Origin of the sequence: Pseudoalteromonas arabiensis (genome assembly GCF_001550155.1) — a bacterium.
Lineage (GTDB): Bacteria > Pseudomonadota > Gammaproteobacteria > Enterobacterales > Alteromonadaceae > Pseudoalteromonas > Pseudoalteromonas arabiensis.
In genome coordinates this window covers 57,145-83,610 of the sequence record NZ_LRUF01000009.1, presented here as the reverse complement: position 1 = coordinate 83,610, position 26,466 = coordinate 57,145, and the positions used below count along the sequence as shown (strand labels likewise).

General features: G+C 42.0%; 24 protein-coding genes and 1 riboswitch. Of the genes, 7 read left to right on the top strand and 17 right to left on the bottom strand.

Features of this window, described 5'->3' with window-relative positions:
* Positions 1–38: 38 nt before the first annotated feature.
* The 7 genes from PAARA_RS06385 to PAARA_RS06355 all read right to left on the bottom strand — a co-directional run bounded on the left by PAARA_RS06385 (position 39) and on the right by PAARA_RS06355 (position 6,947).
* On the bottom strand, positions 39–386 hold the full coding sequence (locus tag PAARA_RS06385) for a DUF3802 family protein (RefSeq protein WP_062568248.1): 348 nt from the start codon (positions 384–386) through the stop codon (positions 39–41).
* A 129-nt stretch (positions 387–515) separates the two neighbouring features.
* Positions 516–1,985 carry a succinylglutamate-semialdehyde dehydrogenase gene (gene astD / locus PAARA_RS06380; RefSeq protein ID WP_062568247.1) on the bottom strand — a complete coding sequence of 490 codons (1,470 nt, stop codon included), beginning with the start codon at positions 1,983–1,985 and terminating at the stop codon, positions 516–518.
* 18 nt (positions 1,986–2,003) lie between these two features.
* Positions 2,004–3,020, bottom strand: coding sequence for an arginine N-succinyltransferase (gene astA / locus PAARA_RS06375; protein ID WP_062568246.1), 1,017 nt, complete (start codon positions 3,018–3,020; stop codon positions 2,004–2,006).
* Between the two features lie 82 nt (positions 3,021–3,102).
* Positions 3,103–4,308, bottom strand: coding sequence for an aspartate aminotransferase family protein (locus PAARA_RS06370; RefSeq protein WP_062568245.1), 1,206 nt, complete (start codon positions 4,306–4,308; stop codon positions 3,103–3,105).
* A 370-nt stretch (positions 4,309–4,678) separates the two neighbouring features.
* Positions 4,679–5,839: an HDOD domain-containing protein gene (locus tag PAARA_RS06365; protein ID WP_062568264.1), complete on the bottom strand. Its 1,161-nt coding sequence runs from the start codon at positions 5,837–5,839 to the stop codon at positions 4,679–4,681.
* A gap of 49 nt (positions 5,840–5,888) precedes the next feature.
* Positions 5,889–6,467 (bottom strand): anthranilate synthase component II, encoded by a 579-nt coding sequence (locus PAARA_RS06360; protein WP_062568244.1) that lies wholly within the window; start codon positions 6,465–6,467, stop codon positions 5,889–5,891.
* A gap of 81 nt (positions 6,468–6,548) precedes the next feature.
* Positions 6,549–6,947: an acyl-CoA thioesterase gene (locus PAARA_RS06355; RefSeq protein ID WP_062568243.1), complete on the bottom strand. Its 399-nt coding sequence runs from the start codon at positions 6,945–6,947 to the stop codon at positions 6,549–6,551.
* Positions 6,948–6,983: 36 nt separating this feature from the next.
* On the opposite strand from PAARA_RS06355, the gene PAARA_RS06350 reads away from it, so the two are divergent.
* Entirely contained in the window at positions 6,984–7,688 is a 705-nt protein-coding gene (locus tag PAARA_RS06350) for a 2OG-Fe(II) oxygenase (RefSeq protein ID WP_062568242.1), read from the top strand.
* Positions 7,689–7,742: 54 nt separating this feature from the next.
* Here PAARA_RS06350 and PAARA_RS06345 read toward each other — a convergent pair whose 3' ends face one another.
* From PAARA_RS06345 to PAARA_RS06320, 6 genes are all read right to left on the bottom strand, one after another.
* The gene (locus tag PAARA_RS06345) at positions 7,743–8,981 is read right to left on the bottom strand and encodes a cysteine desulfurase-like protein (protein WP_062568241.1); all 1,239 of its coding nucleotides are present in this window, start codon (positions 8,979–8,981) and stop codon (positions 7,743–7,745) included.
* Positions 8,982–8,990: 9 nt separating this feature from the next.
* Positions 8,991–9,623 (bottom strand): 2OG-Fe dioxygenase family protein, encoded by a 633-nt coding sequence (locus PAARA_RS06340; RefSeq protein WP_054563473.1) that lies wholly within the window; start codon positions 9,621–9,623, stop codon positions 8,991–8,993.
* A 199-nt stretch (positions 9,624–9,822) separates the two neighbouring features.
* Positions 9,823–12,420, bottom strand: coding sequence for a bifunctional aconitate hydratase 2/2-methylisocitrate dehydratase (acnB, locus tag PAARA_RS06335; RefSeq protein WP_062568240.1), 2,598 nt, complete (start codon positions 12,418–12,420; stop codon positions 9,823–9,825).
* A 282-nt stretch (positions 12,421–12,702) separates the two neighbouring features.
* Positions 12,703–13,752 carry an OmpA family protein gene (locus PAARA_RS06330; protein ID WP_062568263.1) on the bottom strand — a complete coding sequence of 350 codons (1,050 nt, stop codon included), beginning with the start codon at positions 13,750–13,752 and terminating at the stop codon, positions 12,703–12,705.
* Between the two features lie 377 nt (positions 13,753–14,129).
* Positions 14,130–15,542, bottom strand: a complete 1,413-nt coding sequence (locus PAARA_RS06325; RefSeq protein ID WP_062568239.1) for a protein adenylyltransferase SelO — start codon at positions 15,540–15,542, stop codon at positions 14,130–14,132.
* Between the two features lie 8 nt (positions 15,543–15,550).
* Positions 15,551–16,246 (bottom strand): DNA-3-methyladenine glycosylase I, encoded by a 696-nt coding sequence (locus PAARA_RS06320; RefSeq protein WP_062568238.1) that lies wholly within the window; start codon positions 16,244–16,246, stop codon positions 15,551–15,553.
* A 182-nt stretch (positions 16,247–16,428) separates the two neighbouring features.
* Positions 16,429–16,625: riboswitch (Lysine riboswitch) on the top strand.
* A 137-nt stretch (positions 16,626–16,762) separates the two neighbouring features.
* Here PAARA_RS06320 and dapA point away from each other — a divergent pair.
* From dapA to PAARA_RS06295, 5 genes are all read left to right on the top strand, one after another.
* Positions 16,763–17,647 carry a 4-hydroxy-tetrahydrodipicolinate synthase gene (gene dapA / locus PAARA_RS06315; RefSeq protein ID WP_062568237.1) on the top strand — a complete coding sequence of 295 codons (885 nt, stop codon included), beginning with the start codon at positions 16,763–16,765 and terminating at the stop codon, positions 17,645–17,647.
* Positions 17,648–17,661: 14 nt separating this feature from the next.
* Entirely contained in the window at positions 17,662–18,402 is a 741-nt protein-coding gene (locus PAARA_RS06310; RefSeq protein ID WP_062568236.1) for a 2,3,4,5-tetrahydropyridine-2,6-dicarboxylate N-succinyltransferase, read from the top strand.
* Complete coding sequence (locus PAARA_RS06305; protein ID WP_062568235.1) at positions 18,402–19,607, top strand: PLP-dependent decarboxylase; 1,206 nt, start codon at positions 18,402–18,404, stop codon at positions 19,605–19,607. The genes PAARA_RS06310 and PAARA_RS06305 overlap by 1 nt, the downstream gene beginning before the upstream one ends.
* A gap of 5 nt (positions 19,608–19,612) precedes the next feature.
* Complete coding sequence (locus PAARA_RS06300) at positions 19,613–20,731, top strand: succinylglutamate desuccinylase/aspartoacylase family protein (protein ID WP_062568234.1); 1,119 nt, start codon at positions 19,613–19,615, stop codon at positions 20,729–20,731.
* A 176-nt stretch (positions 20,732–20,907) separates the two neighbouring features.
* Positions 20,908–21,945 (top strand): phospholipase A, encoded by a 1,038-nt coding sequence (locus PAARA_RS06295; RefSeq protein ID WP_062568233.1) that lies wholly within the window; start codon positions 20,908–20,910, stop codon positions 21,943–21,945.
* A gap of 119 nt (positions 21,946–22,064) precedes the next feature.
* Here PAARA_RS06295 and PAARA_RS06290 read toward each other — a convergent pair whose 3' ends face one another.
* Together PAARA_RS06290 and PAARA_RS06285 are read right to left on the bottom strand one after the other, a co-directional pair.
* A complete protein-coding gene (locus PAARA_RS06290; RefSeq protein ID WP_062568232.1) occupies positions 22,065–23,189 on the bottom strand; it encodes a hypothetical protein in 1,125 nt (374 codons plus the stop codon).
* An 81-nt stretch (positions 23,190–23,270) separates the two neighbouring features.
* Positions 23,271–24,170 (bottom strand): bifunctional GNAT family N-acetyltransferase/hotdog fold thioesterase, encoded by a 900-nt coding sequence (locus PAARA_RS06285; protein ID WP_062568231.1) that lies wholly within the window; start codon positions 24,168–24,170, stop codon positions 23,271–23,273.
* Between the two features lie 225 nt (positions 24,171–24,395).
* On the opposite strand from PAARA_RS06285, the gene PAARA_RS06280 reads away from it, so the two are divergent.
* On the top strand, positions 24,396–25,085 hold the full coding sequence (locus PAARA_RS06280) for a spermidine synthase (RefSeq protein WP_062568230.1): 690 nt from the start codon (positions 24,396–24,398) through the stop codon (positions 25,083–25,085).
* On the opposite strand, the gene dtd is transcribed toward PAARA_RS06280, so the two are convergent.
* Both dtd and PAARA_RS06270 read right to left on the bottom strand, forming a co-directional pair.
* On the bottom strand, positions 25,086–25,523 hold the full coding sequence (gene dtd, locus PAARA_RS06275) for a D-aminoacyl-tRNA deacylase (RefSeq protein WP_062568229.1): 438 nt from the start codon (positions 25,521–25,523) through the stop codon (positions 25,086–25,088).
* Positions 25,511–26,464 (bottom strand): alpha/beta fold hydrolase, encoded by a 954-nt coding sequence (locus PAARA_RS06270; protein ID WP_062568228.1) that lies wholly within the window; start codon positions 26,462–26,464, stop codon positions 25,511–25,513. The genes dtd and PAARA_RS06270 overlap by 13 nt, the downstream gene beginning before the upstream one ends.
* Positions 26,465–26,466: the final 2 nt, after the last annotated feature.

Below are 26,466 nucleotides of genomic sequence, written 5' to 3'. Positions count from 1 at the left end.
TGATATGCAATCGAAAAACGATATTAGGCTTTGAAAGGTTATGCGCTCTCTATTACGGCATTGTCGAACAAGTTTTTCACAAGGCCTGCAAACTCATCGATAAACGCATGCTGCTCAACAGTGACGGGTTGATTAGTTACACTACTGAGTACTTCTTGTAAGTCATACACAATACCGTCAACTTCACGAACTATTTGACTTCGCTGTTCGGTGTTTAGCTCTGTATGTTGTTCACAAAGAAGCATCACATTCTCAGCAATAACATCTTCAATTAACTCTAAAACGGTAGGAGCTCCTGGTTTTATTTGACCAGGCTTCTCAAATAGCGCTAAATTTTGAGTGAGATACATGACGAGATCATCGTATCCTTGCCTATCTAAAACCATACCACTGTACACCTAATAAAATTTATAACTCTATTGATTTAAGCAGAAAGCGCTTTTAATTGCTACCTTTGCTATAAAGCTAATACAAAAAAAGCAGCCTAGGCTGCTTTTTTCAATTATAAGTACCGATTAATCAATTTTTAGACCTGGGCTTAAGGTAGCCGGCATCGCTACTTTTTCTAGCTCAACCGAAGCAACTGGATAAGCACAGTAATCGGCCGCATAGTAGGCACTCGCTCTATGATTACCCGACGCGCCAATACCACCAAATGGTGCAGCACTTGATGCGCCCGTGATTGGTCGGTTCCAGTTCACAATACCAGCACGAATACGACGTAAGAAGTGGTCGTAATCTGCTGCGCTGTCGCTTAATAAGCCCGCAGATAAGCCAAAGCTTGTGTCATTCGCTTTATCAATAGCAGCATCAAAATCAGTGAAACGGAATACTTTAAGTAGTGGTCCAAAGTGTTCTTCATCTGGGAAGTTAGCTACATTTGTACACTCTAAGATACCCGGTGTTACAAAGCCGGTATTTTCTTTGTGCGTTAGCTCAACTAGCACCTCAGCGCCAAGCTCAACAAGTTGTTGTTGCGCAGCAGCCATACCGGCAGCAGCCGCTGCTGAAATCATCGAGCCCATGAAAGGTTGGTCTTCAGCGTCGTAGTCACCCACTTTAATCGCTTTAGTCGCCTTAATAAGACCTGCAAGGATTGCATCACCCTGCTCACCTGTTGGTAAAAACAGCTTACGCGCACACGTACAACGCTGACCTGTAGAGATAAACGCTGATTGAATAATATCGTGAATAGCTGCTTTTGTATCTGCAACATCAGTAACGATTAGCGGGTTGTTACCGCCCATCTCTAACGCTAAGATTTTACCAGGTTGACCTGCAAACTGTTCATGTAAAATGTGACCTGTGCGTGAAGAGCCCGTAAAGAATAAGCCATCGATACCTTTATGAGACGCAAGTGCTTTACCGGTTTCAACTTCACCTTGCACAAGGTTAATTACGCCCGCAGGAAGACCCGCCTTTTGCCATAACTTTAACGTTAACTCAGCAACTACTGGTGTTAGCTCAGAGGGTTTAAATACCACGGTATTACCCGCTAAAAGCGCTGGCACAATGTGGCCATTTGGCAAGTGACCTGGGAAATTATAAGGGCCGAATACTGCTACAACACCATGAGGCTTGTGGCGGATCATCGCACGGCCCTGTGGCATTGGGTTTTCAACATCACCTGTACGCTCTAAAAATGCTTTTTCAGAGATAGCAATTTTACCCACCATAGCGCCTGCTTCAGTGCGTGTTTCCCAAAGTGGTTTACCGGTTTCTTGTGCGATAGCAACCGCTAATTCTTCGCTGTGCTCTTTTAATGTTTCTGCGAATGTTTTTACAATCGCTAAACGCGCTGCAAATGATTTGTCAGCCCAGCTGTAGAATGCTTCACGCGCAGCACTAACTGCGCTGTCTACTTGTTCGGCAGTTGCTGTGTTTGCTTGCCAAATAACCTCGTTGTTTGCAGGGTTTACAGATTGAAATGCATGACCAAGGCCTGCTTGCCATTGACCATTAATAAATTGCGCTGCATGCGTCATGACTGTCTCTCCTAAATTCTAAAGTGCGGCAACTGATACACTGTCACCCACATTAAGGTGTAGTGCTTTTGCAAGTTCTGCTGATAATGTGATTGTATCTGCATCACATAGCAAATTAACTTGCGCTACAGTCGCTCTAAAATCGACAAGTTTATCGTTTGCTATCAGTGCGGTAGTTTCACCTTGGCATTCACCAATTTCCACGCTAAGTGTTTTAGCATTACGAATGGTAGCGATATTATCTACTTTTGCTTCCACTGTCGGACCGGCATCAAAAATATCCACATAACCATTAAAGGTAAACCCTTCACTTTTAAGCAGTTCAATGGCTGGACGTGTGTTGTCGTGCACTTGTCCAATAACTGCTTGTGCGTCTTTGCTAAGTAAGTTGACGTAAATTGGATATTTAGGCATTAACTCAGCAATAAAGACTTTCTGACCAATACCTGTTAAGTAATCGGCAGTCGGAAAATCCATTGAAAAAAAGTGCTCTTCTAACCATTGCCAGAATGGGCTTTCACCATTTTCGTCTGAAACACCGCGCATCTCTGCAATAACAGTTTCTGCAAAACGTTGCTTATGTTGATTAATAAACATAAAACGCGCTTTTGAAAGCAGCTTACCGTTATTATTTTTACGGTAACCATCTTTTAAAAACAAAGTACAAAGCTCTGTCGCACCCGTGTAGTCATTACATAACGTAAGAATATCAACCGCTTTGTAAACATTCAGTGTGCGCGATGAATGAATTGCCTTGCTTAAATGATAGTGATAAAACGCATCATCCAAGCCAACCGCTGCTTCGATACCTGAGGTACCAACCACTTCACCGGTTTCGCTATCTTCAAGAACAAACAAGTAACCTTCATCACCTGGTTGCGATGCAGCTTTAGCAAACGAGCTTACAGAGTGATCAATTTTCTTTTGTAACAACTCTTCATTATTAGGCAAAGACGTAAAGCCATGGCCTGATTCATCAGCAATTTTTACTAATGCTGAAAAGTCGTTTTGCTGGATTGGGCGAAGGATCATCATGAGTCCGCTTGCTCCCTTATAAATAACGGTAAATAAGAAATGTGGGCAAGCAAATACTTGCCCTGAAATGACAGTTGGATAATTAGCCGTTTACGACTTTAGCCACTGCTTTTTCGAAACGAGCCATACCTTCGCGGATATCAGCTTCTGGAATAACAAGTGACGGTGTGAAACGAACAACATCTGCACCAGCAACTAAAGACATAACGCCTTCTTCTGTGCCTGCAACTAGGAATTCTTTTGCACGACCTTTAAATTGCTCAGTAACAACAGCACCAATTAAAAGGCCTTCGCCACGAATTTCAGTGAATACATTGTACTTGTCGTTAATATTCGTTAGTAGCTCACGGAATAATGCTGACTTTTCTTTAACGCCATTAAGTACTTCTGGTGTGTTTACTGTATCAAACGCTGCTTCTGCTACTGCACACGCAAGTGGGTTACCGCCATAAGTAGAACCATGTGTACCTACTTTTAAGTGCTTAGCGATATCAGTTGTCGTGATCATCGCACCGATTGGGAAACCACCACCTAACGCTTTTGCAGTCGTTAAGATATCTGGTGTTACATTAAGACCTTGGTACGCGTATAGCTCACCCGTACGGCCAACACCTGTTTGTACTTCATCAAAGATAAGTAGTGCATTATGCTTAGTACATAACTCACGAACACCTTCAACAAACTCCGCTGTTGGCGAAATAATACCGCCTTCACCTTGCAGAGGCTCCATCATTACAGCGCACGTTTTGTCTGAGATAAGCGCTTCAAATGCTGCTAAATCGTTGTAATCACAGTGAACAATGTCACCTGGCTTTGGACCAAAACCATCAGAGTATGCGGCTTGACCGCCTACCGTTACTGTGAAGAAGGTACGGCCGTGGAAGCCTTTGTTGAATGAGATAATTTGTGACTTTTGCTCACCATAGTTATCAAGGGCAAAACGACGTGCTAATTTAAGCGCCGCTTCATTTGCTTCTGCACCCGAGTTAGCAAAATACACTTTTTCTGCAAACGTAGCGTCAGTCAGTTTTTTAGCAAGACGCAGTGCAGGCTCATTGGTCATTACATTTGATAGATGCCAAATTTTCTCGCCTTGCTCTTTTAATGCATTTACTAGAGCTGGGTGACAGTGGCCAAGACAGTTAACAGCAATACCACCTGCAAAGTCGATAAACTCACGACCTTCTTGGTCCCACACGCGAGAGCCTTCGCCTCGAACAGGAATAACACTTGATGGTGCGTAGTTTGGAACCATTACTTGATCAAATAATTCGCGATTGACTGTCATTTTATATCCTCATAATTGTAAGCACACACAGAGTAAGCTGGCACTAGCAAGTAAAAAACAAGCCCTTTTAATGAGCCGATTGAGCTTAGCGCAAAATCACCAAAATTACTCTTTGGTTCAATTTTCATTCATCCATTATTTCAGAAAATTATCCATCTGTCTCTTAGAAAACTTTCATGCAGCCCTTGAAAATAAAGGGCTTGAGATATTTTTTCATAGATAGTGAATAAGTATTTGAAAGTGATTTTATCAGTAAATTACAAGAATAAGGCGCGATACTAGGAGGGCAAGCTTATATAGATTAGCAAAACATTGTTGATGAATTGAGCTCAACTATGAATGAATAGTCGCAAAAAAAATGTTAATTTTTTTAATTGATTTTGATATTGAAATTCTCAAAATTGCATTTAGCCAGATGTTTGAGCTCTGTTTGAGTAAAACCAAAATACGTAAACCAAGACTGGATTTCGTCTTTTTCAACTAATTGATGTTCGTTCAAGCTCAAAAATTGTGCATAACATCGTGCTTTTAAAATAACACGAGTTAAAGGTAAGCTTTCATCGCTAATCGGATGTGACGAGATAAGTTGCTCCATGACCGCTTTGAAAGGCAGGTAACGAAAAGCCATTTGCTCAATTACCTTAGCAGTAATCGTCATTGATAACTTACTCAACAAAGAGCTTAAAAATAATGGGTCAGGTTTAAGTTCAAGCAAAGCGGTATGAAGATCCTTATTCTGCTCTTCACGTGCCATAGTTACTTTACGTTGCCACACACGTTCGAATGTACGCAAGTACAACCTTACCAAGGCAATCTTGCCTACATCCATTAACATGCCAAGGGTAAATGCGTGTTCTTCATTTACATCATTCAACTTTGCAATCTCTTGCGCTGCAATCGCACACGCCATCGAGTTGTCGCGTAAACGACGCTTTAACAATGGAAATGGTTCAGTGCTATGAGGCATCCAATGACGTACAGCAAACGTAGGAACAACAAACTTTAAATTATCCAGCCCAATATAACGTAGTGCTAATAACGGGTTATCGACCTTAACTGATGTATTTTTACTGCGTTGCTTACGATAAAAAGGCAAATTAACAAGCGCGACCAACTCTCGTCCTAACCATGATAAGTCTTGTACCAAAGGCTCAATTCGCCCTACAGAAGCCGACTTTACAGCGAGGATATCAATAATTGCTGGAACAGCATCCTGTATGCCAATTGTTTCATGGATAACAGAATCAATATCCTCAAGCTGCTTGTTCATTGCCGTTTCGATAACTTGATGTAATTGTTTACTCGCTTGTGCGCGGTATTTATGATGAGCCGTACTGGATTTTTGGCGCTTCTTATGGGCGGCAACTTCCACCTCTAGTAAAGTGCGTTGCTCGATTTTTTCACCATAGTCAATTTCAAGTGTATGAATATAACCAATTTGACGTTGTGCAAAACTATGGCCAAGCAATAAATCATGCGCGCGCTCGTCAAGCATCATTGCAATCCTTTGTTGGCGATCTTGTTCAGTTATTTGCACAGGCGTTTTTTCGTTCATAATTGTTAATTCAATAAACTTAAGATTAGAAGCGAGTTAAAAAGTTAGCAAGTAGTTCAAGCCCCTGCTCTGTCAAAATTGCCTCGGGGTGAAACTGAACCCCTTCAAGCGCTAAGTTACGATGCATTAATCCCATAATCTCGTCTAAATCATGGTTTACTTCAGTCCATGCGGTAACCGTCAATTCATTTGGTAATGTTTGCTTATCAACAACCAAAGAGTGGTAACGACACACACGAAGCGGGTTTTCAAGCCCAGTAAAAACACCTTGGTTGGTATGCTGAATAACGGATGTTTTACCATGCATCACCTGCTTGGCCCGAATAATCTTTGCTCCTAGAGCTTGTGCAATAGATTGATGACCAAGACAAATTCCCAAAATTGGCAACTGGCCTCTTAATTGTTCAACAACCTCAAGTGAAATACCAGCTTCGTTGGGAGAGCAAGGTCCTGGTGAAAGCACAATGTGCTCAGGCTTGAGCTGCTTGATTTCAGCAATACTGATTTCATCATTTCGTTTTACCAATACATCTTGATCTAAGCGCTGAAAATACTGCACTAAGTTATAGGTAAACGAATCATAATTATCAATCATTAACAGCATTGCGTGTAACCCAGAAATACGGACTCAAAATAATGAGCGCGTATATTACCTCAAGCACTAAAGAATGTCGGCATAAATGCCCTATTCTGAAGCGAATAAATGTGCTGCAAGTGCCGTTTTTTCATCTTCATCAAGCTTTTGTGAGCATTTATTATTAAAATCATAGCGCACCAACACTGTTTTACCGACTGCGCAACATGTGCCTTGCTGCCAAGCTTCTTGCCTCACCACAAATGAACTTGAACCGATATGCTCCACGCTTGTTTTTATTTCAACCTCATGGCCGTAAAAAAGCTCACCAACAAAACTGACTTCAACCTTAGCAATAATCAATTTCCAGTCGTGAGGGTTTAAATCAGGTGTAAAAAATTTAAAAATAGGGACACGCGCTGCTTCAAACCATACGGGGAGTACGGTATTGTTGATGTGCCCTAGAACATCCGTTTCGCTAAAACGAGGCGAGATTTTTTCTGTAAACATAGTAACCCTATAAAAAATATAAATAAAAGGTAGCTCATGACGGACTTTATTCGTGTATACGAAAACGCCCTTAGTAAAGAATTTTGCGACAACTTTATCACGCTATTTGAACAAAGCGCGCATTTAAAGCAGGGCATGACCTCTGGCGGTATCGATTTAGCAAAGAAAGATAGTCATGACTTATATCTGAGTAATCACCCAGAATATGCTGAACAATTAAAACACATTCAGCAAGTCACTGCTGGTTACGTCTTTAAATACATTGAAGAGCACATTTTCATGATGATTGGTGCCTTTGGGTTGAAAGTGTATCATCCGAAAACAGGAAAACCAGTTGATTTAACACACGATAACTATGAAGAAGTTGGTAAACCTCAACTGCCACTATTAGTCCAGCAAATTTTTAGAATGGGTCCTATTCAGGCACAAAAGTACGACATTAATAAAGGTGGCTACCCGTATTGGCATAGTGAGGTATACCCACAAATTGGCCATAACGAAGCCTTGCATCGTGTGCTGTTATTTATGTTTTACTTAAATGATGTCGAAGAAGGTGGAGAAACAGAGTTTTACTATCAACAACGTAAAATATCGCCAAAACAAGGCTCTATGGTAATAGCACCAGGTTACTTTACGCATACTCACCGTGGCAACAAGCCTATTTCAAACGATAAGTATATTCTAACGTCGTGGATTTTATTTAACCGCGCAGAACAAATTTATGGACAGCCGCAATCGTAAACTTGTTATATTAGCTATCAGAAACGACATTCTGATAGCTAACTAGTTACATGTTTACATTTTTAATAACTGATCAAATAAATCGAAAACCTGATCGAGTTCTTCAATAGTGTTGTAATGCATACAACCAATACGTACTACACCGCCGGTATCTAATACACCTAGCTGCTTACATAAACCTTGTGCATAGAAATTACCATCCCACACACAGATATGCTGTTTGCCTAAAAATTCAGACACGATACGCGGCTCGATACCTTCAAACGTTAAAGCAAAGGTCGGTGTACGCTCTTCTAAACGCGCCAAATCATTAATACCAAATAACTTAATACGTGGGTAATCTGCTAAGCGAGTTAAGAAATGCTTACTGAGTGACATTTCGTGTTGTTTAGTGATAGCAAAAGCGGCCGCGAGTTTTTCTCGGCGTGCATGACTGTCATCAAGCTCACTAATTGCAGCAATGTAGTCAACCGCAGCAATAAGGCCAGCCAGGGCTTCGAAGCTTTGTGTACCGGTTTCCCAGCGACCTGGCGCAATATCTTTTGCAGGTTCAACTTTGTATGGTGTGAAACCTTCAAGGTGCTCACGTTTGCCATATACAATACCAAGGTGAGGACCAAAGAACTTGTATGCAGAGCAGGCTAAGAAGTCGCAATCAAGTGCTTGTACGTCTACCAGCTCATGAGGTGCATAGTGAACGGCATCAACATAAACGAGCGCACCAACAGCATGTGCAAGCTCAACGATGCGTTTAATGTCATTAATTGAACCTGTGGTGTTTGATGCATACGTCACTGCTACAAGCTTTGTTTTGCTTGATAAAAGGCTTTCAAAGTGGGCCATGTCTAAGCTGCAATCAGCTTCGTTGATAAGCGCCGTTTTTACTGTCGCACCTTTATCTTCAGCAGCTTGCTGCCACGATGAAACGTTTGAGAAGTGATCAGCATTGGTGACAATAATTTCATCATTTTCAGTCCAATCACGCGAAATTGCACGGCTAAAGCTAAACGTTAAGCTTGTCATGTTTGCACCAAATACGATTTGCTCTTTAGATGGCGCATTTAGTAAATCGGCTGCAGCTTGACGAGCGTTTGCCATTAACTCAACCGTTTTATCACTTGAGAAAAATGCACCGCCTAAGTTTGAGTTGTAGTAACCCAAATAAGCAGTCATGGCACTTAAAACTGACTGTGGCACTTGAGAGCCACCTGGGCCATCAAGGAAAATCGGCGACTGACCCGCAACTTGTTGCATAAGTGCAGGAAATTGGCGACGTAATTGCGTTAAGTTCATGTTTTATCCTTACGCAGTTAGTACGAAGCAATCAAGGTAACCTTCTTTGCTTGCGTCTAATTTATTCATTGGCGTTGCGTTGTGCCATACTTCACGGTCATTAATAAGCGCGAACATGCCGTCTTTAATTTCCATTTTGAAACATGGCTCTGCTTGCTGGTGTTCATACACAAGTAGCTCACCACCTTCTAGGTTTTCGTGTGATACACCACATACACACACGTGATCAAAACCATCTTGGTGAACACCTTCAGGGGCAGCAGGTGTGTCGCTGTCGATCGCAAGCATTCTAAATTGATGGATTTCAATATCGCGGTCATCGCTAATACCGGTCATATCGCGGAACTGATTAACGATTTGCTTCATGCCATCAGTGGCTAATAAGCTATCTTCTAGATTTTCATAGGTACGCTCAACATTACCTTGAAAGGTATTGATAGAGTCGTCTTGTACGAATGCTTTTGTTGGTTGTAGTTTTAGTTCGCCATCAACAACTTTAATTACTGAATAACGACGCTTACGAAATTCACCATCTGCGTATGGATTAGCAGGAAGGTTAGCAAAAGAAGGCTTAACTGCGTCAATATGTGCTTGGCTTACAAAGCGAAGTTGTAAGAGGTTCTGGTTGTTTAATGTAGTCATAAAGATCTCGCCTTAAATGTTGAGAATATTGGCGAGGATTTTAATGCAATTGAAGGGAAAATATTGCGTTATTATGTAAACTCTATGCAGTTATTGATCAATTTTAAGATCGATAAAGTCAAAATAATGAAAATTTAATCTAAAATATAAAAAGCCCGCAAAAATGCGGGCTTTAAAGTAAAAATACACTATTTACTTATTAAACAGCTTGCTGAATGATTACTTCATCTGCCTTTTTCGTATACTGAGGCATACGGTGGAAGTTTAAGTAACGGTAAGTATCAGCTGCCGTTGCATTGATCTTAGCTGCGTACTCTTGGTACTCAGCAGGTGTAGGAAGTTTACCTAAGATTGCCGCTACTGCTGCAAGCTCTGCTGATGCTAAGAATACGTTTGCGCCAGTACCTAGACGGTTAGGGAAGTTACGCGTAGAGGTAGACACAACCGTTGCTTTATCAGCAACACGTGCTTGGTTACCCATACAGAGTGAACATCCTGGCGTTTCGATACGTGCACCTACACGGCCAAAGATACCGTAGTAACCTTCGTCAGTAAGCTGGTCTTTATCCATCTTCGTTGGTGGTGCAACCCAAAGTTGAGTTGGGATTCGACCACTGAAACCATCGAGTAGTTTACCTGCAGCACGGAAGTGACCGATGTTAGTCATACAAGAACCGATAAATACTTCATCGATTTTCTCGCCAGTAACGTCTGAAAGAAGGCGTGCATCATCAGGATCATTTGGAGCACAAAGAATAGGCTCTTTAATGTCTGCAAGGTCGATTTCAAGTACATGTTTGTACTCTGCATCTGCATCCGCTTCCATAAGTTCAGGGTTAGCTAACCACTCTTGCATTGCTGTGATACGACGCTCAATAGTACGAACATCACCGTAACCTTCAGAGATCATCCACTTAAGCATTACGATGTTTGACTCTAGGTATTCAGCAATAGACTCTTTAGAAAGCTTAACTGTACAACCTGCCGCTGAACGCTCAGCTGACGCATCAGAAAGTTCGAAAGCTTGCTCAACAGTTAGGTGCTCAACACCTTCAATTTCTAGTACACGACCAGAGAATTCGTTGATTTTACCTTTCTTCTCAACTGTTAGAAGACCTTCTTTGATACCGTAGTAAGGGATAGCATGAACGAGGTCACGTAATGTGATACCTGGCTGCATTTCGCCTTTGAAACGTACTAAGATTGACTCAGGCATATCAAGAGGCATTACACCTGTTGCCGCTGCAAATGCGACTGCACCAGAACCCGCTGGGAATGAAATACCAAGAGGGAAACGAGTATGCGAGTCACCACCCGTACCTACTGTATCTGGTAATAACATACGGTTTAACCATGAGTGGATTACACCGTCACCTGGACGTAGTGATACACCGCCACGGTTCATGATGAAATCAGGAAGTGTGTGGTGAGTGTTTACGTCGATTGGTTTAGGATAAGCTGATGTATGACAGAAAGACTGCATTGTTAAATCTGCAGAGAAACCTAAACAAGCAAGGTCTTTAAGTTCATCACGGGTCATAGGACCTGTTGTATCTTGCGAACCAACAGTGGTCATTTTCGGCTCACAGTATTGACCAGGACGTACGCCAGGCATGTTACATGCTTTACCAACCATCTTCTGAGCTAATGTGAAGCCTTTACCAGAATCAGTTACAAGAGCAGGTTTGCGGAAGATATCTTCAGCTTCCATACCTAGTGATGCACGCGCTTTATCCGTTAAACCACGACCGATGATTAGTGGAATACGACCACCAGCACGCACTTCATCAAGAATTACGTCTGATTTTAAAGAGAAAGTAGAGATTACTTCATCAGTACCGTGACGCTTAACAACACCTTCGTATGGGAAGATATCGATTTGGTCACCCATGTTTAGCTCATCAACAGGTAGCTCAATTGGTAACGCACCAGAGTCTTCCATTGTGTTGAAGAAGATAGGGGCGATTTTACCGCCTAAACATACACCACCAACGCGTTTGTTAGGTACGTGAGGAATATCATCACCCATGAACCAAAGTACAGAGTTAGTTGCAGATTTACGAGAGGAACCCGTACCAACTACATCACCAACATATGCAAGAGGTAAACCTTTCGTTTTAAGCTCTTCTAGCTGTGAGATTGGCCCCACTTCACCTGGTTTGTCAGGATTGATGCCATCACGTTCATTCTTCAGCATTGCTAAAGCATGTAGTGGAATATCTGGACGTGACCATGCATCAGGTGCTGGAGAAAGGTCATCCGTATTTGTTTCGCCAGTTACTTTGAATACCGTAACTGAGATTTTTTCAGCAACTGCAGGCTTGTTTACAAACCACTCTGCATTTGCCCAAGACTCGATTACTTGCTTAGCAAACTCGTTACCTGCTTTCGCTTTTTCTTCTACATCGTAGAAAGCATCGAACATTAATAATGTGTTAGATAAACCTTTAACAACAATTGGTGCTAACGCTGCGTCATCCAAAAGATCAATCATAGGTGCTATGTTGTAACCACCTAACATAGTACCAAGTAGCTCAGCAGCTTTTTCTTTTGATACCAGTGGAGAGCTCGCTTCACCTTTTGCAACTGCAGCTAAGAAACCTGCTTTGATGTAAGCAGCATCATCAACACCTGGTGGTACGCGGTTAACAAGAAGATCAACAATAAACTCTTCTTCGCCTGCTGGTGGATTTTTAATTAGTTCAATAAGATCAGCCGTTTGCTGAGCATCTAATGGCGCTGGTACGATACCTAACGCGGCACGTTCTTCTACGTGTTTACGATATTCTTGTAGCACAATATTGCCCTCTTGGTGACGTGAAAGTACTCGGTAGTATTAAACTAAATACCAAATATATAACCCAGTACTTATAGTATTCTGACGATTGATTATAAAGCTTTTAAGTATAGATGAAAATCCATGCTGCGGTTAGGCACTTTATATTCACTATAAATAGCATGAATAGTAGTTAAAAAAAAAGCTATTCAGATGAATATTTATTAAGTAAGAATCATTCTTATTTTGGGCATAAAAAAACCCAGCCACTTGGCTGGGTTTATCAAAACTTACAACTCACTATTAACGCATAACTTTTACACGTTGAGTTGATGTTAATTGTGCTTCAACACGACGGTTTTCAGCGTGAGCTTCTAAAGTGTTTGCTTCATTCTTCAAACGCTCTTCACCATAGCCTACAGTTGAAATACGATCTTCAGAGATGCCGTCTTTGATTAATTCATCAGCAACATCATCCGCACGCTTCTTAGATAGAGTCATATTGTACTCAGCATCACCTACTGCTGAAGCATGGCCTTCTAAAACAACCGTTGCGTCTGTGTTTTCTTTCATGAAGGTAGCAACTTCAGCAATGTCATCAAAGTAGCGTTGTGGAACGGCTGCTGAGTCATGAGCAAAGCTAACTAGTAGGCTAATTGTTACTGGCTTCTCTTCATATAAAGTACAACCCGTTGCATCTACAGCATCTGTCATAGGCGTGTTTGCACATTGGTCATCAGCATCAAGTACACCATCATTATCAGAATCTGAATCTGTTGGCTCTTGAACAACAACTGGAGCTGGCTCAACAGGCGCCGCTGGCTCGCTTGATTGACCGAATAAGTAGCTTACACCAAACTTAGCGTTTAAGTCTGACTCACTGAACTCTAAACCTCGGTAGTAAGATGTTTCAAAGTTAACTGATAGACCTTCAGTTACAAAGTGCTGGTAACCTAAACCAATGTTTGCAAATGTACTTTTCTCGTACACATCAATTTCTTTCAGACCTAATACACCGTAGAATGGACCACCAGAAAAATGGTGCAGCATGTCAATGCCGTATCTATCCATGTCCATGTCGTACTTATCACCCGTGATTAGGTGTTCAGTATCAATATTTCCATCAGCGTACTCTAAACGAGCACTCCAGTAATCTGAGAATCGGTAACCAATCTCAGCACCGAAGCCCGTTGCATAACCAGTTCTCACGTTAGGTGAGTAATCTGTTGCAATCCAAGATGCATCGTAGTAGTCACCGAATACACCGATATAAAAACCTTCTTTTTCTGCAGCAAATGTTGATGCACTAGTTGCAGCTAATGCGATCGCCATTGTAAGTGATTTTAATTTCATTGTTTCCTTCCCATTTTCACAATTAAAATTTTCAGCTAAGTCATCCCAGCCCATTTTATAAGCAGAATACTCTTCGTTTTGTTAACCTATACTTAATAGGTAGCAGGTTATATTACCAACTCAAATCATAGTTTGATTTAGGTCATTAGAAACTATAGGTGATAATATAAAACTTACCTAATACTATAGTTAAATCGTCATTCAAATTAACAATACGTTATTATTGTTAATGAACAACCACTATAAATTAACTAAAAAATAGACTTAATAACTAGGTACATAAATTTATATAAAAAGTGTTCAGTCATATTTCTTAGCATAGTGTTAAATATTACACTTAGGCACAGTCGCTAACAATCAGCCTTTTCTGGAATTTTTTAAGTTCCACAAAAAGTTTGATAATTCGCATCACCTTCCTTAGGAGGCGCGTACCAATGTGTATTTTCAGCTTTATAATTATAAGGATTTGATATCACTTTCAAAAATGCTTCCAGTGAAGCGCTTTTTCCAGAGTTCTCATATTCACCTATAATCATTTCGATATTATGGTTGCGTGGAATGACTGCAGGATTAACAGCACGCATCGTTTTATAACTTTGAGTAGATGTTCTTAAAAACCATTTTTTATACCATTCTTTTATATTGGCAGGTATGGTTACCGGAGACTGTAATGACTCAGTCAAAAGATTAAATGTGTTGGTATAATCCAATTTATGTTGCTTCATTAACGTCAACAATTCAGAAACAAGTATATGATCATCTTCTTCCATGCTTTCTAAGCCCAGCTTTTGTTGCCACATCAAATTAAAGGCATCATTGAACCGAGTTGAAAAACTATTTATAACCGCCGAAATGTCTGTAAGCGCCTGTTTCTCATCTTTAAATAAGAGCAATAGACTTTCAGCTAGGCGTGCACAATTCCAATTGGCAATCGTCGGCTGATTGCCAAATGCATAACGCCCTTGGTGATCAATTGAGCTAAACACAGTATCAAAATCAAAGTTGTTCATCATAGCGCAAGGACCATAATCAATGGTTTCACCACTTATCAAGGTGTTATCAGTATTCATAACACCGTGTATAAAACCGACACGCATCCAACTTACTATCAACTCAATTTGTTTGTCTTGTACAGCTGTTAAAAAGTCGATATAGCGCTGTTCTCCAGTGCTATTAATTTCAGGAAAATGACAACTGATAGCGTAATCGACAAGCTTTTCTAACCCTTCTATATCACCCTGTGTTGCTAAGTATTGAAATGAACCTACACGTATATGGCTTTTAGCTAAGCGAGTGACGACTGCACCAGGTCGAGGAGGATTGCGATATACCGTTTCACCAGTAGTCACCACAGCTAAACAGCGTGTAGTCGCGATACCTAGCGCATGAAGCGCCTCACTCATAATGTACTCACGTACTGCAGGGCCAATGGCACAGCGACCATCACCACCGCGCGAGAATACAGTTGCTCCCGCCCCTTTTAATTGCATATCCCACAATGTGCCTCCTTGATCCTCAATCGCACCAAGCAAATGCGCTCTGCCATCACCAAGACGCGGTGAAAAATGACCAAACTGATGACCTGAGTAACCAAGTGCAACCGGAGCAACGGCGCTATCTATCGTTGAACCAGATAGCAATTTAGCTAAAAGTTCGCTGTCATGTTTAATTAAAAAGTTATCAGCCAGCCTATCATTGAATAGCAGTAATTGCGGCTCAGCAACGGCGCTCGGCATATCTTTAATGGCAAGCAGTTCACTAATATCTGTGTATCGAGTTTGCAGTTTCATAGCTGTCCTTAACGTGTGGCTACACCTACGCGGTTATCACCAACCCCATAGGCCACAAGCTGACTAAGTGCTTGCAGGCTATAGCCACTTTGCTGTTGTAGTTCATTGAAAAAATCTTGCGCTGCTTGTAACGATTTTTTAGTTTGTAAGCCCCCGTCTATCAACTCGTGAGCACGCAAGTAGGTTTCTACATCGCGAGAAAGTAAAAAGGTATCTTTACCAAGCGCTCGCAAAGCGTAAGGGCCAGTATTCCCTCCTAAACGCGCACCATGTTTTTTAAGATAGGCCCACAAGCCAATAATATTGTCAGTTGGCCAATCCGCAATAAACTGGCTGAAGCTGCCATGTTGCTCAGCAACTTCGTGGATCATGTATGCGTTTTCTGGGATCGTTTGTACTTTTTTAAAATTACGAACTATGCGCTCGTCACTGGCTTTTTGCTCAAGCATATCCGGTGGCATCATCAACAATTTTTCTACGCTGAAATCCCAAAACACGTCGCGAAAACCTGCCCACTTGTTATTGATAACAGACCAATAAAAGCCACTTTGAAAAACTTTACGTGTGAACTCTTCTAACCATAAATCGTCATGCATTTTGGCAATATCAGTATCATCGAGCGGGTTTGATAACAGTGTCTGCAGCATGTCTTCGCTGCCCTTTCGAGATACGGCTCGTTGATAAATATCGTTAAATTTTTCCATCATTTTTCCAATTTATTTGGTTAACGCTAAGTGTACGTAAAAACACGCTTATACGTAACCATGTTGCAAAATCGGTCACTAAAAACAAACCCTTCGCCTTGACACCTAGATGGCTAAAATGCTTTAATCGCCGAATATACCCTATTTAACTATGTTGGCTTTAACCTTTAAAGCGAGCATAAAGGGCTGGAAGAGGTGCGTTATTCAGGTAGCGTATGGGAAGAGCACAGACTCTGTTGATCATACGTGAGGGGAATTAACGCCGAGAAGTAACACCGTTTGTGAGGTGCTTATTTCGGGCGACTGGGCTGAATCCCAGCGACTGTCACCAACAATAGCAAAGTGCTATTGATTAGTTTGGTGGAGAGCTTCTGGTCTTAGTATAATAAGGCCGTCGCGTCTTTATTATTTTAAGCCCATTCGCTCTTCGAATTATACCTTGTTCGAATGACGACATGCGGCTCCATTCAAATGTTCCCGCATAAACTCTTCGAATACCTTATAAGTTCGTGAGAGATGATCAACAATTTTGATTTAAACGACTATCCATTATGGACAGCGCTTGTCACGCCATTTTCTGAATCTGGCGAGGTCGATTACACGGCCCTTGAACAACTGGTGGCTGAGCAGCAAGATGCAAATAACGGCATTTTATTACTTGGCAGTACCGGTGAAGGACTGGCGCTTTCACTTAAAGAGCAGCAAGCCATTGTTGAGCATGTTTGCCAATTAGCACCGAGTGTCCCCCTCATGGTTGCTGTAGGCGGCATGAACCTTAAGCAACAAATTGCTTGGGTTGAATACTGCAATCAACTCCCTATTCATGGCTATCTATTGGGCTCACCTCTGTATGCAAAACCTGGGGTTGTTGGCCAAACACATTGGTTTGAAAGCCTACTTAACGCAAGTCATCACCCTTGTATGTTGTATAACGTACCTGGAAGAAGCGCAGTTGAGATTGCACCGCAGGTGATCAAAAACCTTGCTGAGCACAAAAACCTGTGGGCTTTAAAAGAAGCCAGTGGCGACATTAGTAAATTTGAAGGTTTTAGAACGGCATCGCCAACACTGGCCATTTTCAGTGGCGATGATGCACTTATGCCGTATTTTGCTCAAGCTGGTGCAAAAGGTTTAGTGTCGGTTGCCGCGAATGCTTGGCCGAGTCAAACCCATGAGTTTGTTAAACGCAGTTTAAGTGGTCAATACCCAAATCTATTCACCGATTGGTCGCAAGCAATCCAAAGTTTATTCGCTGTGGCAAACCCAATCCCCGTAAAAGTACTGATGCACCTGCAAGGTAAAATAAATACCCCGCATTTACGTCCGCCGCTTACGCATTTAGAGCTTGAGCAAACAGACGGCATCACCCACGCAAACAACACAATTTTATCTTGGAACTAAAAACAGGTTTTATCATGAGCTGGTTAGAATTATTAAACAACTTAGAATCAGGCGCAGTTCGCGCAGCAACACAAGACGAGAACGGCAACTGGCACGCCAATGTTGACGTTAAGCAAGGCATTTTAGACGCTTTCAAAAATGGCACGAATACCGAGTTCCCAGGTGGTTTTGTTGATAAGCACAACTTAGCACCACAAGGCTTTGCAGCCGATGCAGGCGTGCGTATGGTACCAGGTGGTAGCAGTGTTCGTCGTGGCGCACACGTTGCCAAAGGCACGATTATCATGCCACCAGCGTATGTAAATATTGGTGCTTTTATCGATGAAGGCACGATGGTCGACAGCCACGCACTAGTGGGCTCATGCGCACAAGTAGGTAAAAATGTCCACCTAAGTGCAGCAGTACAGTTAGGTGGCGTACTTGAGCCAATTGGTGCCAGCCCAGTGGTGATTGAAGATGATGCATTCATCGGCGCAGGCTGCGTTATTGTTGAAGGTGTGGTTGTGAAAAAAGGTGCTGTGCTTGCGCCGGGTGTGCGCTTATCTGCAACTATTCCCGTCTACGATTGTGTGAATGAGCGCCAGCTAGATAAAGGTGAAGCGATCCCAGAAAACGCGATTGTGATCCCAGGCTCTCGCCCTGCTTCAAATGCGTGGGCTCGCGAGCAAGGTCTAAGCATGTCTTGTGCACTGATAGTGAAATACCGTGACGAACAAAGCGATGCATCATTATTGTTAGAAGAGGTTTTACGTTAATGAGCTTTTTGAGCACGCCCATCAAGCAAGCGGTTGAACACGTTTCAACGCATCTTGATACGCCATTTTTTATCTATGATTTAGATAAATTAACTGCACATTTAAATCAACTGACTGCGCAAACCGATGTGAAACTTTGGTATGCCGTTAAGGCCAACCCACTGTCTCGCATTATTCAATGTTTAGACAGCGCAGGGTTTAACTTTGATGTTGCAAGTAAAGGTGAACTTGAGCAAGTACTTGCCCAGGGCATCGATAGCGAGCGCGTGCTCAACACAGGGCCTGCAAAAAGCCCTGCACAAATTTCACATTTTATTGCTCGCGGCGTACGTACCTTTGTGGCCGAGAGCATTAACCAAGTGCGCTGGTTAAACGAACAAGCAATGAAAGCAAGTTGTCAGTTGCAAGTTCTATTGCGTGTACAACTGCGTTGGCCAGACAGCGAAAAGAACCCGCTTGGCGGCGACAGCCTCACTCCTTTTGGTTTGGGCTGTGATGAGTGGCAAGCTCTCACGGTCAGTGATTACCCAGCTCTTAGCTTTGACGGTCTGCATATTTTCCAATGGGGCAATATGCTGAGCACTAACAAGCTCGCAGAGTTATGGCGCACGATGATTTCGCCATTACAACAGCTGGCTAACTCACTAAATATTAATCTTAATATTCTCGATTTAGGCGGGGGCTTAGGCATCCCTTATACCCAAGATGCTAACCGACTTGATTGGTCTGCACTTATCGAGACCCTCGCGAGCATTAAAGCTGATGCTGGTGTCAAAGAGCTTTGGATGGAACTTGGCCGCTATGCGGTGGGCGAATGTGGTCATTACGCAACCCCAGTCGTTGAGCGCAAAGAGAATTACAATCAACAGCAGGTGATTTTATCAGGCGGTATTAACCATTTACTTCGCCCTGCAGTGACAAGCCAAAATTTTCCTGCGGCGTTATTGCGTAAATCGACAGCTGAACCTAAGGCAATGACTTTATACGGCCCACTTTGCACCGCCCTTGATTGCTTGGGTGAACACCAATTAGCAAGCGATTTAAATGAACAAGACTGGTTGGTATTCAGCCAATGTGGTGCATACGGCTTTACCGAAAGTATGCCGTACTTTTTATGCCACGAATTAGCGGCTGAATACATCCTTGAACAAGGCAATATTGAGTGCATCCGTAGCGCTGAAAATGCCAGCTATTATTTAAGGTAATTGCCATGAGTAAAGAATTAATCAGCCAAGAGAATATTGTGGTTGGCGAGATTGCCAACGGCCTACCACTGACAATCCCTGTGTATCGCTTAAAAGGCGATGGCTCAGGACCAAACGTGTATGTACAAGCCAATATGCACGGCGCTGAAGTACAAGGTAATGCAGTAATTTATCAATTGCTTGAGCAGCTAAAATCACTCAAACTGCGTGGCGATATTACCCTAGTGCCTTATGCCAACCCTATTGGTTGCAACCAAAAATCAGGTGAGTTTACCTTAGGTCGCTTCGATCCAATTACGGGCACCAACTGGAACCGTATGTATCGCTTTAACAAAGCGTTACCATCACAAATTGCTGAACAGCACAAAGACAGTGATGATGCGACCCTTAAAGCAGCGTTTAAACGGGCACTCGTTACTGACATTGACAGCCAATTAACGGGCCCAGATTACAGCCTAACAACCGGTAAACGTATTGCCCTTAACTTGCAAAAGCTCGCCCATCAGGCTGATATTGTTTTAGACCTTCACACTGGGCCTATCTCAAGTCAGCACTTATACTGCCCTGAATACGCTAAAGGCAGCGCCCGCTATTTCAACATTGAGCATGTGTTATTGATCCCGAATGATTTTGATGGCGCGATGGATGAAGCGAGTTTCTGCCCATGGTGGTCACTATCTGAAGAGCTTGGCAAACAAGGCCGAGAATTTGCTGTTCAAGTCGAAGCATTCACCGTTGAACTTGGTAGCCAAGAAAAAATCGATTTAAGTGCGGCTTTTGAAGATGCAAATAGCATTTTAAGCTACCTCAATCACAAAGAGGTATTGGTTGATGCAGCGTATCAACCAAAAGCGATGACACGCTATGCCTGCATGCTTGAAGATTATGTAGCCTACTACGCACCTATGGGTGGCATGGTTGAATATCTTGCCCCACTGGGCGGCCATATTAAAGCAGGCGAGCCCATTGCCCGTATTTTAAGAATGGAGCGCTACCTTTCTGAGCAGCCTCTACAAACATTAAGCTTTGATAAAGACGCCATTGCTATTTTGCATTTTGCTTCAGCAAGCGTGAATCAAGGCACCGAATTATATAAGTTTTTTACCAACGTATTTGAGCTATAAGCTCACCTCTTCTCATTGCGTGAGAGTCACGGCTTAGGCCGTAACAGCAGAGCCCCAAGTTTCGCTTGGGGCTCTATTTACCTAAAAATTTAACAATTCAGTACAAGTTCACGGTTACTTATGTAAAAATCGTTATACTTATCTCAACTTCACCTCTATTCAATAAGGAAATCGCAATGGGATGGCGCATGTGGCTAGCTGTCGCTAGTTTACTTTCTGTACCTGTTATGGCGCAGACTGAAGAAACAAAAACCAATGAACAAGATGACGCGCTCGAATTAGTAAAACAATGTATTTTAAATGAAGCGATTGGCGGTGACGGTAAACAAACACTCGAAGAACTTCGCAAAAAATGCTCAGACTTAGATGAAAGTAAAAAGCTTACTGCACTTGATAAACGAAAAGCACGCGAAGAAGTAAGTAAAAAAAACCGCAATGTAATCACGCCACATAAACGTAACTATATCTTGCCACTGTCTTACGTATCGCATCCAAATACTCGCCCTTTTGACGGTTTAAAAGATCTAGCAGAAGAAACAAATGGTGAGCCACTCGACAACCTCGAAGTAAAATATCAGCTGTCAATTAAGGTACCTATCTTTGAAGGCTTCTCAGATAAAGATCAAGGTGTGTACTTTGCGTTTACGATGCAGTCGTTTTGGCAGTTTTACAACAAAGATATCTCTTCACCATTTCGTGAAACCAACTATGAGCCAGAGGTATTCTGGATAAACTACCTTGATGAAGAAAATGTCTTATGGGGAGATGAAATGGCAATTGCGATTGGTGCATCACATCAATCAAATGGCCGCAGCCAACCAAACTCACGTTCATGGAACCGTATTTATGCCAACTTTTTATGGGAAAAAGAGGGGTTCGTGTTTGGTTTCAAGCCTTGGTACCGCATCCCAGAAGATAAAAAAGACGATGAACTAGAAGCCAGTGGTGATGACAACCCTGATATCTATAAATACATGGGTTACTTTGAGTTTTCTGGCGCTTACCGTTATAACGAACATGAATTCAGCTTTATGACACGCAATAATCTAAACTCAGATAATCGCGGGGCAATTCAACTCGATTGGTCTTTCCCTCTTTGGGGCAGGTTACGTGGTTATGCACAGTACTTTAATGGTTATGGTGAGAGTTTGATTGATTACAACGCCGATATTGAACGCTTCGGCGTGGGTATTCTGTTAACTGACTTACTTTAAGTTTCATTTTTAGTTTGTATTAATTTAGTTGATTTTAAGTGAGAAACAAAAAGCACTAAACAATTCTACGTTTAGTGCTTTTACATTTTAGCTTAGTTAACTATAAGTTAAGCTTAAAGTTAAGGGCATGCCCCCTGGATGCTCGCGATTGGATTGCCATGATGGTCATAATAGTGGTGGGTACACGTGCCTCCACCTCCAGAAGTACCTAATCTACCACCACCTCTTACAACTGGTATATTTCCCCAACCTAAAGGTGCACTTCCTGATCCTGCAGGAGTACCTATGGCACCACCTCCAGGGCTACTTATTGACTTTGGAAATTTTTTGTCAAACAACTCAGCTAAGCAGTTTGAAATTTGTGAAACAGAGAAATTAACCCTTTTCAAGACTGTTAAAGATATACCATCAAATTTAGTCTCATCGGGATTAATGTCAATCGAGATAGAGCCTGCACTGTTTAAACTTAACTCATAGCCAACTTGATTTCGCGGATAGTTTACTGGCACGTCAGTATTTAGTGTAAAATTTTGAATGACAGTTCTATTTACAGGGATATACTCCCACGTCCCACCCACAGAAACGCCCCCTGCACTGACCCCAAAATTAACTCCGGTAAAGCGTGTCTTATGAAATGAGCGAGTATCTAATTTTTTTTGCCTTGCGTATTCTTGTGCACGGTTTTGAACATTCGCCATATTTCGTCCGTCAAGCATCGCATTCATAGCTTTAGCCTCAGGCGCATTGTCACAAGTCGTATTTGTTGTGTTGGCAGTACTGTATGTATTGAATTTTAACTTTTCTGTACTACTTGGCATCGTCCCTTGATTAAAGTCAGCTGTAACTTGCGCTGCGATCTCATCTAGCTGAGCATATGTATCTAGTACGTCATTAATCAAAGTATCAACTGCTGTAGGATAGCTACTCATATCTCTAAGTGTATTTGACATATTGTAACGCGGTGTACCTTGATTACTATGCTCATTATAAAAACCGAATATTTCTCGGGTAGCTTGGTTAACCACTAATACTTTATTTGTCGTTGAATAGCATTGCTCTTCACTTCCAAATACAGGATTAGGATTTCTACCAACTTGCTGGCATACAAGTTTTGGCTTTAACTTTTTCGCAATTTCTTTAGCTTCTGAATAAGTACAGTCTTTACAGATCCTAGCCTTAAAATCCTGACTAAATGTTTTCCCTGACACGCTTAGCAAAACTAAGCAGATAATAAATTTATACATAATATCAATCCCTAGCTCGATGTATCCATAATCGGAACTTAAACTATAGCTAAGAAACTCAAGAGATCAACATAAAATCAACTAATGCAACATAACCACAACAAACACTCCTTCAAATTCTGCAACAACGTCGTTGCCATCAAATATAGTAACAGGCACTACGTAACTGGTTTTGCCTTTTGTTTGCAGTTCGCTAAGGTTACCTTTACAAGTTTTCACATCAACACAACCTCGTGGGTCGGTATTAAGCGGTTTTAAGTATTTAATGTTGGCATCAGCTAACACGATATTCCCTTCAAGGCCTGCTTCTTTCAGTGCAAGGTAAGTTGCTCCCCACCCTGTTAATGTGGCTAAACTATAAATAGAGCCAGCAAACATGGTGTTGTGAAGGTTTAAGTTCGCATCTAAATCAGCACGGGTAGTAAACTGCCAATCAGTATAACTTTCAACTTTAATACCCATCGCATCACTAATTGGAATTGATTCACGCCATGTATTTTGTAGCACCTGTGTCCAATTGGGGTGACGGAACCAGCCTGGTTCAGAGGGCTTTTGTTTAATCATTTTCCAGTGCTGTACGTCATCATAAGCTAAATGTGCTTTTTCCTTTAATTCATAGCCATGACGCTTATAGAAATCAAGAGCTCGCTCACGAGCAAACAACACGAGTTCATCTGCATCTTGAGTCCATGCGATTTTTTCTAATTCATGTAATAAACGGCTACCAATATGCTGATTGCGGTTACCTTCGGCTACCGCCATGTAACGTACTTGCGCTTGCTGATGATTATTAAAGTGAAGACGTGCCACACCTAATACTTCACCATCATTATTTTTGATAAAGCGGTGCTCTGCGTCTTGCTCTAGATCATCCTGTTCAGAACCGCGCGGCTCGCCCCATGGCGCTCTTAAAACCTGCCAACGCAATGAATAATACGCTTGCCAATCTTCGCTGCTTTGTGGGGTGGTCACTTTAAACATAAATACTCCTGTGATAATTCAGCCATCTCATGTTGTTTTTTCGTGGCCTAACGAATGCAAATTACGATACGCTATCTTCCATCAAGTTGGAATAATACTTTGGTGACCTAGCCAAAATTATTATTCTTCGCTGTAAAAACTACTGCACAATTGGCACTTTAGCTAGGCTGGTCTATGCTGAAGTAATTGTCATACTTTATACACAAAAACTTAAAGGCCCGAAATATGGAACATTTTTTTGAACCCAGTGGCGCGATAAAACAGTGTTTCATTGAAGATTGCCACAGGCTCGGGCAGCTTATTTATTGGCATAAGCAAGGCAGGGAGTCTATTCAAGTAAGACAAATGAATCAGTTTCGCTGGCTGCTAATTAATGAAACATTACAATCTGTAGTCGAAAAGCGTCGCCCTGCACGATTACTTTTCCCTCATTTACAGTACCTTGCAAGGCTTTGGCAAGAGTTGGAGGAACCCAACAAAATACTCGAGCTGGGGTTAGGTGGAGGTGCTATCCGAAATTATTTACAGCATACCTACCCGCAAAGCCACTTAACTTCTGTTGATAAAAACCCCGATATTATTCACTGCTACAAACGTTATTTTGGTGGTCATCATGATAATAATTTACGCTGCTTCGATGCTCAGCAGGTGTTAGAGCAAGGCCATGAGTATGATTGGATTATTTTAGATTTATTCAGTGAAGTAGATGCACCATTATTTTTATTTAAACATCAATTTTATGCCAAGTTACGTGCAGCAATGGCAAAAGATGGCTTACTATTCATAAATTTTCTGTCAAACCATCCATCACAGCTAAAACAACTTGAGCACTTACTCATCACTGAATTTGGTAAACGCCCAAGTATTGAAAAAATTCCTAACTACGTCAATCATATCGTCATGATCACAAAGTAATCATACTGATAGGTTAAACGTTACAGGGCCATCGTTGCACAGGCTCACTTGCATGTCAGCTGCAAATTGCCCAGTCGCTACACGTAAACCGGCCTCTTTTGCTTGAGCGATAAAATACTCATATAACTCATTTGCCTGCGCTGGTGTGCCCGCACTTGAAAAGCTTGGACGCATGCCCTTTTTAGTGTCAGCCGCTAGCGTAAACTGCGAAACCACTAAAAGCTCTCCCTTGATATCATTCAAACTTAAGTTCATCTTTCCTTGTTCATCGGTAAAAATGCGGTAATTACTAACTTTATGTAAAAGCTTCTGAGCGCTTTGCTCAGTATCTTGTTTTTCCACACCTAATAGCAGCAAAATACCTTGTGAAATTTCACCCACTACTTCGCCTGCCACTTCTACTTTCGCTTGTGTAACTCTTTGAATTAAGCCTTGCATTGCTCCCTCGATAACTTGATATACATTAAATCTGCGGCACGTCGCATTGCCGCCAAATATACCTGATTATCACTGCTGTGCCCAATGCCATCTAATATCAACAATTGCGCATTGAGCCGCTCTGCTAATTGCTGCACCGCACTGTAACGACACACCAAATCAGCTCGACCATGAATAAACCAAGTAGGGATATGCGCCAATATATTACTGTGTTTCGTAATATAGTGATCCTCAATAAAGCAACGATGACGAAAGTAGTGAACCATTAAGCGTGCTTGATTCAGTGCTGAGTGGGGTTCAGATATACACCAGCTTGTACATGGCTCAGCGTGACATAAAACCTGCTCCCAATGACACCATCTTTTTGCATACTTATTAGCATTTATTTGGTCTTCACTACTAAGCTGGCATTGATAAAAATCTAATAGCTGCGACCAATCGCGCAGTTCTCCTGCAAATTCTCTATAGCTTTCTGGGTAAAATTGGGCGCCAGCCCCTTGTTGTGAATACAACCATGCAAAATCACTTTCACAGGCTAAGAAACTAGCACGTAGAAGCAGCCCTGCAACGGATTCAGGATGACTAATCGCATAGAGCAAAGCCAATGTTGCCCCCCAAGACTCACCACTAACAAGCCACTTTTTAACGCCAAGCTGGATGCGTAAAAATTCAAGATCAGAGATCAAATCTTGGGTCGTGTTCGCTTGCGTTCCGTGGGGTGTAGAGTGACCGCATCCACGCTGACTAAACATAATTACACGATAACGCTGAAGATCGAAAAACCGACAATTTTCAGGGCATAGTCCAGAACCAGGCCCCCCATGACAGACAACGACAGCGATGCCACTGGGCTCTCCGAACTCCTGAACATGAATTTGATGACCATCCCCTACACTCAGATGATAGTCGCGGTTAGCTACGTATTGTGGATGAAACTGCACCT